Origin of the sequence: Helicobacter mesocricetorum (genome assembly GCF_900198605.1) — a bacterium.
Lineage (GTDB): Bacteria > Campylobacterota > Campylobacteria > Campylobacterales > Helicobacteraceae > Helicobacter_D > Helicobacter_D mesocricetorum.
The window spans coordinates 17,713-34,358 of the sequence record NZ_FZPJ01000018.1 but is presented as its reverse complement, the minus strand read 5'-3'; the positions used below and the strand labels follow the sequence as shown (position 1 = coordinate 34,358).

The following is a 16,646-nucleotide window of genomic DNA, read 5'->3' as shown; positions in this document are numbered from 1 at the left end:
TTGTTTTGTTTTATTGTGCATATTCGTAAAATTTACATTCTTTAAAGAAAAAATTTATTATAATAAAAACACTAAAGATTCTAATATTTGGGGCTTAACCTATGAGATATTTTAGATTTTTAATAATCTCTCTATTTTTTAATATTTTTGCTTTTGCTTCCCCTTTTGGTAATAAACTCATTGTCCCAATTGTTGAAATGGACGAAGATTCTCAACATTATGCCTATGTTCCAGCGCTTGATTTAAAAGTAGGAGAGAGTGGGGAGATTATTCGTTGGCTTAGTAAGGATCGTTCCGGAATTGTAGCTAAAGCTGCCGTTATAGAAATTAAAGATAATAAGGCAAAAATTGCTTTTGAATCTTTTAAGGGTTTTGAGCAAAAGGCATTTCCTATACCCTTTTTAACCCCTAAAAATGGTGATGAAGTGATTTTTAGGGCTTTCAATGATAGGGCATTTTTAATTGCTCCAACTCAAGAAATTTATGAAAAGATTAAAGCAGCCTATCCAGATGTAACTTGGCTTCATCCTGATTTGTTTGCTGCCTATTTAATGGATGTTGGGCATACTGCACCTGTTAAAGCAGATTTTAGACAAGTATGTTTGCAATATGCCACAGGTGTAATTTATTTGGTTAATCTTAATGAAGGGCAGGTTTTAGACTGCCAAACTTTTAGCGTGTTAAAGAAAGATTATATTACTGGAAGAGCATCTATTGAAGAGAGAATGCTTCCCTTTTATTCACGCATTGGAAATGCTAATCAAAGCTGGTTTTCTTACATCATTAATGATGTAAAAACGCAAGATTATTATGTGTATTTTGAAGCACTTTTAAAGGGTGAGATTAGAGATGAGGATGCAACTTTTTTTGGACGCATTGCTAATTATTTTACCCAAAGTATTAAAAGTATCTTTTAAGGCTAAAAATGACACAAGGGCAGATTAAAGACTTAAGAGTTATTGTTGGAGAAGAGGATTGCTTTGAAGATAAAGCGCATTTAAGTGCTTATTGCTATGATGCAACCAAAGAGAGAAAATATCCCGAATGTGTCGTGTTTCCCCATAATGAAGAAGAGGTAAGTAGAATCTTGCAATATTGCAACACCCATAAGATACCCATTGTGCCAAGAGGAGCTGGAAGTGGATTTACAGGAGGGGCTTTGGCGGTTAATGGTGGGGTTGTTTTGGCTTTAGAAAAACATATGAATCAAATCCTAGAGATTGATATGGAAAATATGGTAGCAAGGGTTCAACCCGGCGTTGTTAATATGCAGCTTCAAAAGGCGGTAGAAGCAGTGGGGCTTTTTTATCCACCCGATCCTGCAAGTGAGCATTATTCTACTTTGGGGGGTAATGTTAGCGAAAATGCTGGAGGTATGAGAGCGGCAAAATATGGAATCACAAAGGATTTTGTGATGGCTTTACGCGCAGTTTTGCCTAATGGGGATATTATAAGAGCAGGTAAAAAGACTATCAAGGATGTCGCTGGGTATAATATCGCTGGGATTTTGATTGCTAGTGAAGGGACTTTAGGAGTGATTACAGAGATTACTTTAAAGCTCCTTAGTAAGCCAAAATATACCAAAAGTGCTATGGGCGTATTTCCAAGTATTCAATCTGCGATGAATGCGGTGTATAAAACTATGGCAAGTGGTGTTACGCCTGTGGCTATGGAGTTTTTGGATAATCTAACCATTCGTGCTGTTGAGGAAAAGTTTCACAAGGGTTTGCCAAAGGAAGCTGGAGCGATTTTGATTACCGAAGTGGATGGTAATTTAGAAGAGGAGATTGCTTATCAAATCCAAAAGGTGCAAGAGAAATTTTATGAAAATGGTGCGAGTGAGTTTATTGTCTCTAGCAATCAAGAAGAGGCTGCAAATCTTTGGTTTGCACGAAAAAACGCAAGCCCTAGCATAACCATTTATGGGAGCAAAAAACTCAATGAAGATATCACAGTCCCTCGCTCTAAACTTCCAGAACTTTTGGAGAGGATTTCTGAAGTTTCTAAAAAATATGATGTCGTGATTCCTTGTTTTGGACATACAGGGGATGGCAATGTGCATACTAATGTAATGGTTGATGGCAGTAAAGAAGAAGAGTTAAAAAAGGGATACGAGGCGATTGAGGAGATTTTTAAGATTACAGTTGAGCTTGGTGGGACTTTAAGCGGAGAGCACGGGATTGGGCTTTCAAAGGCTCCTTTTATGAATCTAGCTTTTAGTCAAGAGGAGATGAATTTATTCCGAGCTATCAAAAAAGCCTTTGATCCTAATAATATTTTAAACCCCGGAAAAATGGCTTTATAATATGGATATAATATCACTTTATTTTTTATTAAGGATTTTAAAGAATGCTTTATGATGTGCAAAAAATTAAAGAGATTCTGCCTCATCGCTATCCGTTGTTATTAGTTGATAGAATCATTGCATTAACGCCCAATAAGAGCATTGAAGCTTATAAAAATATAACTATCAATGAAGAGGTTTTTAATGGACATTTTCCCATTCAACCCATTTATCCGGGGGTTTATATTATCGAAGGTATGGCACAAGCTGGGGGTGTTTTGGCTTTTGTGAGTATGTTTGGTGAGGATTCTAATAATAGAGGCGATAAAATTGTTTATTTTATGAGTATCGATAAAGCAAAATTTAGAAATCCCGTAAGCCCTGGCGATAAACTTGTTTATAAGCTTGAGGTCGTGAAGCAAAAGGGTGGGATTTGGGTTTTGCAAGGTTATGCTTATGTGGAGGATAAATTGGTCGCAGAAGCAGAGCTTAAAGCAATGATTGTAGATAAGAATCAAGAATCCCAATCACAAGGAAAAAATAAATGAGCATAGCAAAAACTGCTATTATTTCTCCAAGTGCGGTTATAGAAGAGGGTGCTATTATAGGAGAGGGGGTGGAGATAGGACCTTATTGCGTGATAGGAAAAGAAGTAAAAATAGGTGATTATACAAAAATCTACAACCAAGTAACCATAGTAGGAAATACTACTTTAGGGAAAAATAATGAGGTTTTTCCTTGTGCAGTTTTAGGGACAAAACCTCAAGATCTTAAATACCACAATGAGCCTAATGCGCTTATTTTTGGCGATAATAATAAGATTCGTGAATTTACGATGATCAATCCGGGAACAGAGGGCGGAGGAAGTCAAACGATTATTGGGAGCAATAATCTTTTGATGGCTTATGTGCATATTGCTCACGATTGTATTATTGGAGATTCTTGTATTTTGGCAAATGGTGTTACCTTAGGGGGGCATATTGTTATGGGGAATCACATTAATATTGGCGGATTAACCCCTATTCATCAATTTTGTAAGATTGGAGATTATGCGATGGTAGCTGGGGCAAGTGCGCTCTCTCAAGACATTCCACCTTTTTGTCTAGCAGAGGGGAATCGCGCAGTGATTCGAGGATTAAATTTGCACCGCTTAAGGAAAAACTTTGAACATCATCAAGTAGATAGGATTCATAACACTTATAAACGTTTGTTTTTTGGCAATGATCCTATCAAAGAGATTGCTAAGACAATTTTAGCAGAAGAGAGTGATGAAAATAGTGTAAAAATGTGTGAGTTTATTATCCAATCTACAAGGGGAATCCCTTTTATAAGGAAAAGTTATGAGTGAAAGAATTTGTGATTTTTGTAAATCTGAGGAGACGCATAAGAATCCTGTTATTTCAGGTAATAATGTTTGCATTTGTAAAAATTGTGTAATTGCTTCTTATAAAATACTCTTTGGCGAAAGTGATTTTAATCCTTATCAAGATGCTGAAAAAGTAAAGGAGTTTGAAGAAATTACGGCTTTACTTCCCCCAAAAGAGTTAAAAAATATTTTAGATGAATATGTAATTGGGCAAGAAAAAGCCAAAAAAGTCTTTAGTGTTGCGGTTTATAATCATTATAAAAGGGTTATGCAGGATATTAAAGATGATGATACAGAGATTGCTAAGTCTAATATTTTGTTAATTGGTCCAACAGGGAGTGGTAAAACTTTGATGGCGCAGACTTTAGCAAGATTTCTTAACATCCCTATTGCAATTTGTGATGCGACAAGTCTAACAGAGGCAGGATATGTCGGGGAGGATGTTGAAAATATCTTAACAAGATTGCTTCAAGAAGCTAATGGAGATGTAAAAAAGGCACAAAAAGGGATTGTTTTTATTGATGAGATTGACAAAATCTCGCGTCTTTCTGAAAACCGCTCCATTACGCGCGATGTCTCTGGTGAGGGAGTGCAACAAGCCCTTTTAAAAATCATTGAAGGAAGCGTTGTGAATGTTCCTCCCAAAGGTGGTAGGAAACACCCAAATCAAGATTTTATCCAAATTGATACAAGAGATATTTTGTTTATTTGCGCAGGCGCTTTTGATGGATTAAAAGATATTATAGAAAAAAGAAGAGGTGGTAATACCTTAGGGTTTAATAATCACGCAAACTTTACACAACAAAATGGAAATATCTTAGAATATGTAGAGCCTGATGATTTAGTAAGTTTTGGATTGATTCCTGAACTTATTGGTCGCTTACATATGGTAGCTACTTTGCAAGACATTGACAAGGAAGCAATGATAAATATTTTGCAAAAACCAAAAAATGCTTTAGTGAAGCAATACCAAAAACTTTTTGCTTTAGATGATGTTCAATTAACTTTTAAGCCAGAATCTTTAGAAGAAATTGCTAATCTTGCAATAGAGCGTAAAACAGGTGCTAGAGGTTTGCGTGCTATTATGGAAGATGTGATGCTTGATATTATGTATGAATTACCTGAATTAAAAGAATATGAGGTAGTAATTACCAAAGAGGTAATCTTAAAGACAGCAAAACCTATATTGATTAAACACAAAAAAACAAATAAAAAAAGTGCTTAAATTTATTTAAAAGAGAGAGAATATGTTGATAGATAAAATAATTGGTTGGTTTTCGCACGATATTTCTATAGATCTTGGGACAGCAAATACCATTGTGCTTATTAAAGGTCAAGGCGTTATTATTAATGAACCTTCTGTGGTAGCTGTGCAAAATGATCGTTATGGTAAAAATAAAGTTTTAGCAGTTGGGCATGAGGCTAAGGAGATGGTTGGCAAAACACCAGGGAGCATTCTAGCAGTTCGCCCTATGAAAGATGGCGTGATTGCAGATTTTGATATGACAGAAAAGATGCTTCGTTATTTTATCGAAAAAGCCCATAAGAGAAAGGCTCTTATGCGTCCTAGAATCATCGTGTGTGTGCCTTATGGTCTAACCGGTGTTGAGAGAAAAGCTGTAAGAGAATCGGCTATTAGTGCAGGGGCTAGGGAAGTGTTTTTAATAGAAGAGCCTATGGCAGCTGCTATTGGAGCGGGATTACCCGTAAAAGAGCCTAAAGGGAGCTTGGTTGTCGATATTGGTGGAGGAACGACAGAAATTGGTGTTATCTCACTTGGTGGATTAGTCATTTCAAAATCTCTAAGAACAGCAGGAGATAAATTAGATGGTGCTGTTGTGGATTATGTGCGTCGTAAATATAGTTTGCTTATTGGGGATAGGACAGGAGAAGAGATAAAGATACAGATTGGTTCAGCTATTAGTCTTGATAAACCTCTTAATATGCAAGTAAAAGGAAGGGATCAAGTAAGTGGATTGTTAAATACTATAGAATTAACGAGTGAAGATGTAAGAGAAGCTATGAGGGAACCTCTTAAAGAGATTTCTAATGCTCTAAAAGATGTGCTAGAACAAATGCCTCCAGATTTAGCTGGAGATATTGTTGAAAATGGCATTGTTTTAACAGGTGGTGGAGCTTTGATTAGAGGTTTGGATAAATACCTTTCTGATATTGTAAAATTGCCTGTTTATGTTGGTGATGAGCCATTATTATGTGTCGCAAAAGGAACAGGAAAGGCTTTAGAGGAAATTGATGTCCTTCAACAATTATCCTATGAGTAATGAATGAAAAAAGTTTTTCTTTGGATTGTATTTATTGCTACTATACTTTTTGTTTCTACAAAAGTATCTAAAGAAATTCATTCAGAAGTTTTATACCTTGGTAATGCTATTAAAATAGGAATCTTAAATATTAACAATAATATTATTAATATCATTACTCGTCATTTTCGACAGGCTGAACAAATCAAGCATTTAAATAATGAATTAAGAGATAAACAACAGATCGAATATTTTTTTAATGCCTTAAATGTAGAACATAAACAGCTTTTAGAATCAGTTTCCTCAAAGTTATCATTAGAATTGCCAAATATTCATCTTGTTCGTAATATTTCGTATGTGGATATGAATAATTATGTAAAGATTTGGTTGCAATCTGATTTTGATAGGAGACCTGATGATAAGCTTATATTTGGGCTTATACATAATAATTCTGTGGCGGGAATTGCTAAATTTGAAAATCATCGCTTGATAGGTTATTTAAATGGTGATGAGAAATGCAGTTATAGCACGGTAATTGGTGAGAATAAAATACCCGGTATTGCAAAATATGATGCCAATAAAGGCTTTATTGTGGATTATATTCCTCTTTTTCCTCCTGTTCAAATAGGGGATATTGTCTATACAAGTGGCTATGATAATATTTTTTATCCCGAAATTTTAGTAGGGGAAGTGCAGAGCGTAGAGTATAGACACGGTTATCAGATTGCAGTTGTTAAACCTGCTTTAGATAAAGTTGTGCGGTTTTATTGGCTTATAGATATTAAAAATGATGGCATAGAGATTGAGAATGAACGCTAACTAATAGTGAAAATATGACCTTTGTAACTCCAAGTTATTATCATAATTTTTTATAACTTAGTATTTTTTAAGCATAAAAGGGATAAATTTAATTTTACCAAAAAATTCATAGCATTAAGGAGATAATAATGGAAATGCAAAGAGAACAAGCTCTTCTTGAAAAGGCTCAAGAGCGATTGGAAGAGATTTGTAAAATTCCTGCTCTCAAAAAGGGAGATAGTATTACTAAAGCTTTAAGAAAAAATGGAATCTCAAGAAGGGATTTTATGAAATGGGCAGGAGCAATGACGACTATGCTTTCGCTTCCTGCTAGCTTTGTTCCTCTTACAGCAAAAGCTGCAGAAGTTGCGGATAGATTACCCGTTATTTGGTTACATATGGCGGAATGCACAGGCTGTAGCGAGAGTTTGCTTAGGAGTGATGGTCCGGGCATTGATAGTTTGATTTTTGATTATATCTCTTTAGAATACCACGAAACACTTATGGCAGCTTCAGGATTTCAAGCAGAACATAATTTAGAATCTGCTATTGAAAAGTATAAAGGACGTTATGTATTAATGGTTGAAGGTGGGATTCCTACGGGATTAGAGGGTCAATATTTAACCATAGGCGCACACGGGAAAACAGGTTGGCAAAATGCCATAGAAGCAAGTGAGCATGCCGCAGCTATTTTTGCCATTGGGACTTGTTCTAGCTTTGGTGGGATTCAAGCAGCTAATCCAAATCCAACCGCCGCAAAACCTCTTTCAGAGGTTATCAATAAACCCGTAATTAATGTTCCTGGTTGTCCACCAAGTGAAAAAAATATCGTAGGAAATGTGATACATTTTATTCTTTTTGGAACTCTACCAAGCGTGGATGCCTTTAATCGTCCTAAATGGGCTTATGGACTTAGAATCCACGATCTTTGCGAGAGAAGAGGACATTTTGATGCAGGAGAATTTGTGCAAGCCTTTGGTGATGAGGGTGCAAAAGATAGTTACTGCCTCTATAAGATGGGTTGCAAAGGACCTTATACTTTTAATAATTGTTCGAAATTGCGTTTTAATTCTCATACAAGTTGGCCTATTCAAGCAGGGCATGGCTGTATAGGCTGTAGTGAGCCAAATTTCTGGGATAATATGGGTCCTTTTGAAGAGCCTATGGCTAACAAGCTGTATAATACGCCATTTTTTGGTGGAGCGGATAGAACCGCTGATAACATTGGGATTACTTTGCTTGGTGCTGCTGCAATTGGTATAGCCGCTCACGCTGTATTGTCAAATATCAAAAAAGATAACCAATAAAAGGAGGGGCTTATGTCAAAAAGAATTATCGTTGATCCTATTACTAGAATTGAAGGGCATTTAAGAATTGAAGTGATTGTTGATGATAATAATGTGATTACAGATGCGTATTCTAGCTCTACTTTGTGGAGAGGTATTGAAGTAATTGTGAAAAATAGAGATCCTAGAGATGTTGGATTTATGGTGCAAAGAATTTGCGGGGTTTGCACATTTTCTCATTATAAAGCAGGGATTTCAGCAGTGGAAGATGCTTTAGGGATTCAAGTTCCTTTTAATGCAGAAATGGTTCGTTCTTTGATGAATGTTTCTTTAGTCTTGCACGATCATTTGGTGCATTTTTATCATCTACATGGGCTTGATTGGTGTGATATTACTTCAGCCCTTAAAGCAGATCCTAAAAAAGCTTCTGAACTTGCTTTTAAATATGTCGATAATCCTATTGGCACAGGAGCAGATGAGCTAAAAGCAATACAAGAGAGGGTGAAGAAATTTGCAAGTGCTAAAGAAGGGCTTGGACCTTTTGCTAATGCTTATTGGGGGCATAAGACTTATAAGTTCTCTCCAGAGCAAAACCTTATCGTTCTTTCACACTATCTTAAAGCCCTTGAGATTCAAAGGGTCGCTGCCCAGCTTATGGCAATTTTTGGAGCTAAACAACCCCATCCTCAAAGCCTAACAGTTGGTGGAGTTACTTGCGTAGTAGATATTTTAGATCCTACAAGATTGGCAGATTGGCTAACAAAATATAAGGAAGTAGCGGATTTTGTAAATCGTGGTTATTATGCAGACATTGTAATGGCAGCTGAAGTGTATAAAAATGAACCAAGTGTTTTAAAAGGCTGTGGAGTAAGGAATTTCCTCTGTCACGCGGAGATACCTGTTAATAGAAAAGAGACTTTATATAGCACAGGTATTGTCAGAAATGGTGATATTTCAAAGCTTTTTGATTTAAATGAGGAGTTAATTACAGAAGAAGCCACGCATTCTTGGTATAAAAATAATCAACCACTTCATCCTTATGATGGCGAGACAGAAGCTAATTATACAGGTTTTGTCGATGCTGACACTATTGGTCCTGATGGCACACCCATTCACACAAAAGCATTAGATATTAAAGGAAAATACAGCTGGATAAAATCTCCTCGCTATGAAGGAGATGCTATGGAAGTAGGACCTTTAGCCGCTATTGTGGTTGGGTTAGCAGCCAAGAATCCTAGAATTACTCAAATTGCCACACAATTTTTAAAGGATACAGGTTTGCCAGTAGAAGCATTATTTTCTACACTCGGTAGGACAGCGGCTAGAGCATTAGAGTGTAAGTTGTCTGCAAATTATGGAATCGAAGCTTTTAATTCTTTGGTTGAAAATCTAAAAACTGGCGATCATAGCACTTGCGCTCCGTATAAGATTGATAACAATAAAGAATATAAAGGTCGTTATATTGGTAATGTTCCTAGAGGGACACTTAGCCATTGGATTAGAATCAAAAATGGGGTTGTATCTAATTATCAATGTGTTGTTCCTAGCACTTGGAATGCTGGACCAAAAGATTCTAAAGAGCAAATGGGTCCTTATGAACACTCTTTAATTGGGACAAAGATTCAAGATATTACGCAACCTTTGGAGATTATCCGCCATATCCACTCTTTTGATCCTTGTATTGCTTGTTCTGTGCATTTAATGGATACAAAAGGAAATGAAATGGGGCAATACAAAATTGATCCTATTGCGATGAATCTTAAATGCTAAAAAGGAGGAGATTATGGAGACAAAATATAAGTCCATTTATGAGTTTTCAAGGCTCACAAGAATATTCCATTGGATAAGAGCCTTTTCTATCTTTGCATTAATGGCAACAGGTTTTTATATCGCTTATCCCTTTTTAGCACCCAATAATTTTACCGGCGAACCAGTAGGATTTTTGTATGCTTTAATGCGTAGTTGGCATTTGATTTTTGGGTTTTTGTTGATAGCAGTTTCAATTTTTAGAGTTTATATTTTTCTTTTTTCTAAAGAATGCCACATAGAGAGACGTTCATTTTTGGATCTCGTTAATCCTATTGTGTGGGTTAAGATCATAGGAACTTATTTGTTTATAGCATCACATCCTCGTATAAAAGGGGCTTATAATCCTATTCAGCTTGCAACCTATATAGGTGTAATGTTTTTAATTTTTGCTATTTCCCTTACGGGATTAATCTTATATGCACATGTATTTCACGAAGGACTTGGTGGGTTCTTGTCTTTTCTTAGACCTTTAGAGGTGTTATTTGGAGGGATTGCAAATGTTAGGGGGATTCATCATATTTTAACTTGGGCATTTATTATTTTTCTCCCTGTGCATATTTATATGGCTGTTTGGAATTCTATAAGATACCCTGGAGCAGGTGTTGATACTATTGTTGGTGGCTATAAATTCGAAAAAGATGGACAACATTAGGGATAATTTTGAGGATTTTAGTTCTAGGGATAGGCAATATTTTATTTGGAGATGAGGGAATTGGAGTTCATCTTTCAAATCTCCTTAAAGTAAATTATACTTTTAGCGGAGAGAATAGTGTTGATATTGTCGATGGTGGGACTATGGCTCAACATTTGATTCCCCTTATTACACAATATGATAACGTGTTAATTTTAGATTGTATAGATGCTAATGATGCCAAAGTGGGTGATGTTTATTTTTTTGATTTTAGTGCTGTTCCTAATAATATTACTTGGGCTGGAAGTGCGCACGAAGTTGAAATGCTCCAGACTTTAAGAATGATTGAGATGTTAGGGGACCTGCCCCCTACAAAGATTTTAGGCGTGAAGCCCTTTGTTATTGACACAGACCCAACCTTTGAATTATCCAAAGAAATTTTACAAGCGGCAAAAATTATGGAAACACAAGCTATTGAGTATTTGGAATCCTTAGCTATAAAAGTCTGCAAAAGAGATAATCAACCCTTGCAAGAAGTTGCACGTTTTTCTTATAAGGGCTATTAGAGTGAAAATTTCTCTTGTTTTTGGCTTTATTGAAGAGTTCCAAAGTTCGCAAAATGTTAAGAATTTTATTGTAAAAATTTTAGACAATTCGCTTCAGCGATATTCCCTAGAAGGTCAATTTTATGGCGATGATAAGGAGTTTTCTCTCCAAGTCTTTGGTGAGGAATCTGTTGTTTTAGAATTTACCAATTACTTATCTAAAGTTATTCCGCTCTCTTTGCAGTGGGGTTTTAAAGAGATGAAAATATTAGGAGAAGATGAAGTCTCTAACGAGCCTCCTTTAGAAATTTGCCATCCTAGTTTTTCCTCTTATCTTAGTGCTTTAGAGTTGCAGGTAATCACGGATAAGAACAATGAAAACTTTTGTAATTTATGGGGAGATTTTATTAATTTTACTCAAACTCCTTTGAGTTTTTTTAGTAGTGAGGGTAAAAAGCTCATAGATTCAAAGGCTTTATTAGAAGATTCTTTGGAGCATTTATCCCAAGCTTTGAAGAAAAAGCAGAGAGTTTTTTTAAAGACTATTTATGGGAAGAGGGAACTAGTTTTACTAGATGAAAAGAATCCTGCAAAAATAGAGGGTGATTATTGGTTTATGCCTTTTTGTTTGAATAATGCCCAAATATTTTTTAAAACCTCTCAAGAAGAACTTCAAGCTTTAGCAACTTTAGAAAAGCCCCTTATAAAGTTAAAGCCAAAATCCATTTTTATGGAATTTTTCTCCCAATCTTTTGTGTCGTGTGTTTTGCCCTATGAGCCACTTTTGGTTCTTTTGACAAAATTTTTAGAAGAGTATAGCGGTTTATATTTATTGCCTTTAAAAGAAGAAAAAATAGAGCTTGGGCTTTGTTATTTTATTGCTCAAGAGTCTTCCCCAACTTTTGTTAGTGTGGGTAAGAATTCTTTAATTCTTCAGCATCATTTTGCAACAACACAAGATATTTCTCATTCTGTTATGAAAGAATTTGAAAACATTATTTTAAGAGACAAATTAGAAAAGGTAAATTTACTTTATTTAGGTAGAGGGCAAACCCGTTTTATGCTTTATTTTAATCAGAGCTTTAAAGAACCCTTAGAATTTATTTTTGAATCGAATATTGCTTTGAGGATTGAAGAATTAAAGGTGTTTAATAAAACCACGCAATCTTTGTTGAAAAACTTCACTAGAGAAAACCAAGATTTAATAAGTGAGTTAGAAACCTATCCTAAAGAATCAAAAATATCCTCCAATCTTTTGGAATTAATAGGAATGTGTGGGATTTTATTGGATTTTAAAGTAGATTCTATGGATTTAATGTCCCTTGCCTACCAAGTTTTAGAATGCGCATCAAATTTTGTGGGGCAAAAAGGACCGCGTATTGATTTTAAATTAGAACGCAATGATGAGGGAAAAGTTTATCTTGATACTTTAAAAACTTTGCGCTCTGTGATGAGTTTTAAACTAGCGGGGGTGGAAAAAGAGTTATTATGTTTTGGGATTGTAGATTCTTTTGCTGAGTTTTTTGCCAATTTTAGTCGAGATATGGAAGAGAGCTATAACACTAAGGGTATTATCGTTTGCGGTGAGATATTTTTAAATAAGCAATTTTTGGATCAATTTATCCATTATTTACCTAAAAATTCCGAGATGTTTTCTACCGAAATTATAGATTTTTTATTGTAAGATCCCACTTTTAGTTTAAGGAATTTTATATGAAAAAATTTAAATATCAATCAGTTACTGCTAAAGAATATCAAAAGGTAACCCCTGAAGGTTTTTTTGAGCAAAGAAGAAAGTTTCTAAAGCTTGGGGCTGGTAGTTTGGTCGCTGCGTTGAGCGCGGAAAATCTTTTAGCGGATATTGCTAAAACGGCTAATTTGCATTATCGCCCAATGAGCGACAAAGAAATGTTAAAAATTAATAGAAATGTTATATTCCCAACTCCAGAAGAATTGGCAACAAGTTATAATAATTTTTATGAATTTGGATATTCTAAGAGTGATCCAAAAAATAATGCAGGCTCTCTAAAAACCTCACCTTGGAGCATTAGTATAGAAGGGGAGGTGCAGAAACCTTTTGCAATTGATGTTGAAGAGCTGATTGCGAAAATGACTCTAGTAGAGAGAGTTTATCGGTTTCGATGTGTAGAGGCTTGGAGTATGGTGATTCCTTGGATTGGGTTTGAGTTAAGAGAATTCATTAATTTTGCTAAACCTACCAAAGCGGCAAAATATATTCGCTTTACTACTCTTTATGATCCTAAGCAATTCCGAATGCAAGGAGGATTTTTAGGGCTTGGAATTGGTATGGGGACAAGCTTCCTTGATTTTCCTTATAAAGAAGGTTTAAGGCTTGATGAAGCAATGAATCCTCTATCTATGCTTGCTGTTGGAATGTATAAAAAGAGATTATTGCCACAAAATGGTGCGCCCATTAGATTAGTAGTTCCTTGGAAATATGGCTATAAGATGATTAAATCTATTAATAAAATCGAATTTTTAAAAGAGCAGCCTATTTCAACTTGGGAGAAAGAAAATCCTAGAGAATATGGCTTTTATGGCAATGTCGATCCTGAAGTTTCACACCCCAGGTGGTCTCAAAGCAGTGAGCGCGTAATTGGACAAAGAGGGAGAATTCCGACTTTATATTTGAATGGTTATGCCAAAGAGGTTGAGCATCTTTACGCAGGGCTTGATAGAAAAAAACTTTATTAAGGACAGAGGTGAAAAAGAGTTATAGAATCTTTTTAGAAATCCTCTTAATGGTTGGAATTTTTCTCCTTTTATGGCAGATTGTATTAGGTGTGGAAAGCTATCAAATTGGCAATTTTGCTGACCCCTTAGCAAGTTTATATTTTTTTAGCGGATGGGTAAGTATTGGCTTTTTGGTGGCTTCTTTGGTTGTTTTTAAAGCTATTAAAAAAAGCTTTGGATTATTAGCCTTAGTTAGCGCACTTGTGCATAGTGGAATCTTTTTTGCGATAGATTTTGATTGGAACTTTCTCTTGATTGTAGAGGAGTTAAAAAGTAAATATTATCTGTATTTTGGGTTTTTAAGCTTTGTTTTATTATGGATTTGTTTTTTATTTGGAGGATATTTCTATCGCTTGAAGCTCTATTATGCGGTTTATGTAGCGATTGTTTTTGCGCTTATCCATCTTTTGTTAATTCAAAAAATCCTATCCCTTAGCTATCTCTTAAGTGCTTTTGTGATTTTACTAATCCTTTCTTTTAAAGTCGTGATGGCTTTTAAAAAGGGTTGATTTTATGCTTGTATTAGTTAAGTTTTAGTAGAATCTCAAGAATTTTATTTTCGAGGCAAATTATGAGTGGAATTTTATTGGTGTTGCAATTTGTTTTGGCGATTCTTGTTACAATTATTGTAATGTTGCAGAAAAGCTCAAGCATAGGACTTGGAGCTTATAGTGGGAGCAATGAGAGTTTGTTTGGCGCAAAGGGACCTGCTGGATTTTTAGCAAAATTGACTTTTGGGTTAGGGTTTTTGTTTGTTCTTAATACTATTGCCTTAGGCTATCTCTATTTACAAGATTCTAAAAGTTCTATTTTAGATAATGTAAGTGTTTCCCCTAAAATTGACAATCAAGCCCCAGCTGCACCAAATATTCCAGTGTTACCACAAGAGAAGTAAAGATTCTAAAGGAAGAAAATGAGTTTGCAAGATATTTACAGACACACACAAGAGATAATGAATAAAAGTATTGAATCTATGAAAAAAGAATTTGGAACTTTAAGGAGTGGAAAGGTCTCTGTTTCGATTGTCGAACCTATTTGTGTTGATTATTATGATACCCCAACTCCCCTTAATCAAGTGGGTTCTGTTATTGTTCAAGATGCAAATACTATTGCTATAACACCTTGGGAAAAAAGCCTTTTAAAAGATATTGAAAGAGCAATACAAGAGGCTAATATTGGTGTCAATCCAAATAATGATGGTGAGTGCATTAAACTCTTTTTTCCTCCAATGACGAGTGAGCAAAGAAAGGAGATTGCTAAAGAAGCTAAGAATATTGGTGAGAAAGCAAAAATAGCCATTAGGAACATTCGCAAAGATTCTAATGATAAGGTTAAAAAGCTAGAAAAAGATAAGGCAATTAGTGAAGATGAATCCAAAAAAGGTCAAGATGAGATTCAAAAATTTACCGATAATGCGGTCAAAAAAATTGATGAGTTAGTCAAACATAAAGAAGAAGAACTATTAAAAATTTAGTTGAGAATAGAAGTTTTATAATTACCTTGTAGCAATTGGAGATATTCTTATATTGTTAAATAAGATATTTTCAAAGGGTATTTAAATAAAAATTAGAAAATGAAAATCTTGAAATCATACTCAAAAAGGCTTTATTTGGCTTGGGAGATAATGTCAAAGGTAGTGGAGAGGAGTTTGTATTTTAAAATTTAAAACAACATTGTATTTAAGTGGAATAAGTGAGAAGTATTGGTATGATTGCCATGTGCTAAATGCTTTAATTTGATAGCTTTCAGAGGAAGTTTTAGTCTAAATAAGGAGAGTTTATGGATATTATGCAGATTTATAAGGAGGCAAATGCGCTTTTAGAGGGGCATTTCTTGTTAAGTAGTGGAAAACATTCCCCCTTTTATCTACAATCTGCCAAAGTTTTGGAAAATCCAAAAGTAGCTTATGAATTGGCACAATCTTTAGCAAAACTTATTCAAGAATCTAAAATACAAGTGGAATGTGTTTGCTCTCCTGCATTAGGAGGTATTTTGGCGGGTTATGAGCTTGCAAGATGCCTTGGTGTGAGATTTATCTTTACAGAACGCGTTAATGGAGAAATGACTCTAAGAAGGGGTTTTGAGATACATAAGTCTGAGAAGGTTTTAGTTTGTGAGGATATTATTACCACCGGAGGTTCTGCTATGGAATGCGCTAAAATCGTAGAATCTCTAGGGGGAAAAGTTGTTGCCTATGCAGCTTTAGCTAATCGTGGAATTTGTAAGAGATTTAACGCTCTTAAGACTAGTGATACCACAGAATGTAAGTTAGATTCCTCTCTACCTTTATTTGCTTTAGGAGATTTTATTTTTGATACCTATGAGGCTACAAATTGTCCTTTATGTAAGCAAGGTAGTGTTGCTATTAAGCCCGGTAGTCGCGGGAATTAAATGGGTAAAAACGCAAAACATTGGAGGAGGTTTAAACAAAATCCTCAAGAAAATTTAAATCAAACATTATATGAAAATTCTAAGAATTACGAGATTGCTTCAGCTAGTTTTATTCAAAGGCTAAAGGCTCAAATTGTTGATATTTTTATGATTTATATTCCTATTTTATATCTGCTTACTTATGTTGTTATAGGGAATGCAAAAGATTTTCGTGAATCTATATGGGGTCCTTTAGTGGGGGTCTTACTCTATGGTGTGATTGTTTCTTTGTTTTTAAAGTTTAAGTCTCAAACTCCCGGTAAAAAGGCTTATGATTTATTGCTTATTCGGGATGATGGTAAAAAAGTAACTTTCTTCTTTGCTTTTGTTAGGTTTATTTTGTTTCTTATTTCTAGTTCTATAATTATTGGTGTATTGTCTCCTTTGTGGAGAAAAGATAAAAAGACAATGTATGATTTAATCCTTAAGACTTCAGTTGTTAGTAAAAGTTAATTTAATATTAAAATTTTTTTGGCATAATT

18 protein-coding genes are annotated in these 16,646 nt (G+C 35.0%); all 18 read left to right on the top strand.

Annotation, left to right across the window (positions count from 1 at the left end; all coding sequences use genetic code 11):
• Window positions 1-101 precede the first annotated feature (101 nt).
• The 18 genes from C6H18_RS05155 to C6H18_RS05070 all read left to right on the top strand — a co-directional run bounded on the left by C6H18_RS05155 (window position 102) and on the right by C6H18_RS05070 (window position 16,617).
• Window positions 102-917, top strand: a complete 816-nt coding sequence (locus C6H18_RS05155) for a plasminogen-binding N-terminal domain-containing protein (RefSeq protein ID WP_104722042.1) — start codon at window positions 102-104, stop codon at window positions 915-917.
• Window positions 918-925: 8 nt separating this feature from the next.
• Window positions 926-2,305, top strand: a complete 1,380-nt coding sequence (glcD, locus tag C6H18_RS05150; protein WP_104722041.1) for a glycolate oxidase subunit GlcD — start codon at window positions 926-928, stop codon at window positions 2,303-2,305.
• Window positions 2,306-2,349: 44 nt separating this feature from the next.
• Window positions 2,350-2,832 carry a 3-hydroxyacyl-ACP dehydratase FabZ gene (gene fabZ, locus C6H18_RS05145; protein ID WP_104722040.1) on the top strand — a complete coding sequence of 161 codons (483 nt, stop codon included), beginning with the start codon at window positions 2,350-2,352 and terminating at the stop codon, window positions 2,830-2,832.
• Window positions 2,829-3,632, top strand: coding sequence for an acyl-ACP--UDP-N-acetylglucosamine O-acyltransferase (gene lpxA / locus C6H18_RS05140; RefSeq protein ID WP_104722039.1), 804 nt, complete (start codon window positions 2,829-2,831; stop codon window positions 3,630-3,632). Before fabZ ends, lpxA begins: the two co-directional genes overlap by 4 nt.
• A complete protein-coding gene (clpX, locus tag C6H18_RS05135; protein ID WP_104722038.1) occupies window positions 3,625-4,875 on the top strand; it encodes an ATP-dependent Clp protease ATP-binding subunit ClpX in 1,251 nt (416 codons plus the stop codon). The genes lpxA and clpX overlap by 8 nt, the downstream gene beginning before the upstream one ends.
• 22 nt (window positions 4,876-4,897) lie before the next feature.
• Window positions 4,898-5,932, top strand: coding sequence for a rod shape-determining protein (locus C6H18_RS05130; RefSeq protein WP_104722037.1), 1,035 nt, complete (start codon window positions 4,898-4,900; stop codon window positions 5,930-5,932).
• Window positions 5,933-5,935: 3 nt separating this feature from the next.
• Window positions 5,936-6,730: a rod shape-determining protein MreC gene (locus C6H18_RS05125; RefSeq protein WP_104722036.1), complete on the top strand. Its 795-nt coding sequence runs from the start codon at window positions 5,936-5,938 to the stop codon at window positions 6,728-6,730.
• A 134-nt stretch (window positions 6,731-6,864) separates the two neighbouring features.
• A complete protein-coding gene (locus C6H18_RS05120) occupies window positions 6,865-8,016 on the top strand; it encodes a hydrogenase small subunit (protein ID WP_104722075.1) in 1,152 nt (383 codons plus the stop codon).
• Between the two features lie 12 nt (window positions 8,017-8,028).
• Window positions 8,029-9,765, top strand: coding sequence for a nickel-dependent hydrogenase large subunit (locus tag C6H18_RS05115; RefSeq protein ID WP_104722035.1), 1,737 nt, complete (start codon window positions 8,029-8,031; stop codon window positions 9,763-9,765).
• Window positions 9,766-9,778: 13 nt separating this feature from the next.
• Window positions 9,779-10,456 (top strand): Ni/Fe-hydrogenase, b-type cytochrome subunit, encoded by a 678-nt coding sequence (cybH, locus tag C6H18_RS05110; RefSeq protein WP_104722034.1) that lies wholly within the window; start codon window positions 9,779-9,781, stop codon window positions 10,454-10,456.
• Between the two features lie 8 nt (window positions 10,457-10,464).
• A complete protein-coding gene (locus tag C6H18_RS05105) occupies window positions 10,465-11,001 on the top strand; it encodes a HyaD/HybD family hydrogenase maturation endopeptidase (protein WP_104722033.1) in 537 nt (178 codons plus the stop codon).
• A 1-nt stretch (window position 11,002) separates the two neighbouring features.
• A complete protein-coding gene (locus tag C6H18_RS05100; protein ID WP_104722032.1) occupies window positions 11,003-12,664 on the top strand; it encodes a protein hydE in 1,662 nt (553 codons plus the stop codon).
• 29 nt (window positions 12,665-12,693) lie between these two features.
• Window positions 12,694-13,695, top strand: coding sequence for a protein-methionine-sulfoxide reductase catalytic subunit MsrP (msrP, locus tag C6H18_RS05095; RefSeq protein WP_104722031.1), 1,002 nt, complete (start codon window positions 12,694-12,696; stop codon window positions 13,693-13,695).
• A gap of 8 nt (window positions 13,696-13,703) precedes the next feature.
• The gene (locus C6H18_RS05090; protein ID WP_104722030.1) at window positions 13,704-14,243 is read left to right on the top strand and encodes a cytochrome b family protein; all 540 of its coding nucleotides are present in this window, start codon (window positions 13,704-13,706) and stop codon (window positions 14,241-14,243) included.
• A gap of 62 nt (window positions 14,244-14,305) precedes the next feature.
• Window positions 14,306-14,629 (top strand): preprotein translocase subunit SecG, encoded by a 324-nt coding sequence (gene secG, locus C6H18_RS05085; RefSeq protein WP_104722029.1) that lies wholly within the window; start codon window positions 14,306-14,308, stop codon window positions 14,627-14,629.
• Between the two features lie 18 nt (window positions 14,630-14,647).
• A complete protein-coding gene (gene frr / locus C6H18_RS05080; RefSeq protein ID WP_104722028.1) occupies window positions 14,648-15,208 on the top strand; it encodes a ribosome recycling factor in 561 nt (186 codons plus the stop codon).
• Between the two features lie 305 nt (window positions 15,209-15,513).
• Window positions 15,514-16,125, top strand: coding sequence for an orotate phosphoribosyltransferase (pyrE, locus tag C6H18_RS05075; RefSeq protein ID WP_104722027.1), 612 nt, complete (start codon window positions 15,514-15,516; stop codon window positions 16,123-16,125).
• Window positions 16,126-16,617, top strand: a complete 492-nt coding sequence (locus C6H18_RS05070; RefSeq protein ID WP_104722026.1) for an RDD family protein — start codon at window positions 16,126-16,128, stop codon at window positions 16,615-16,617.
• Window positions 16,618-16,646: the final 29 nt, after the last annotated feature.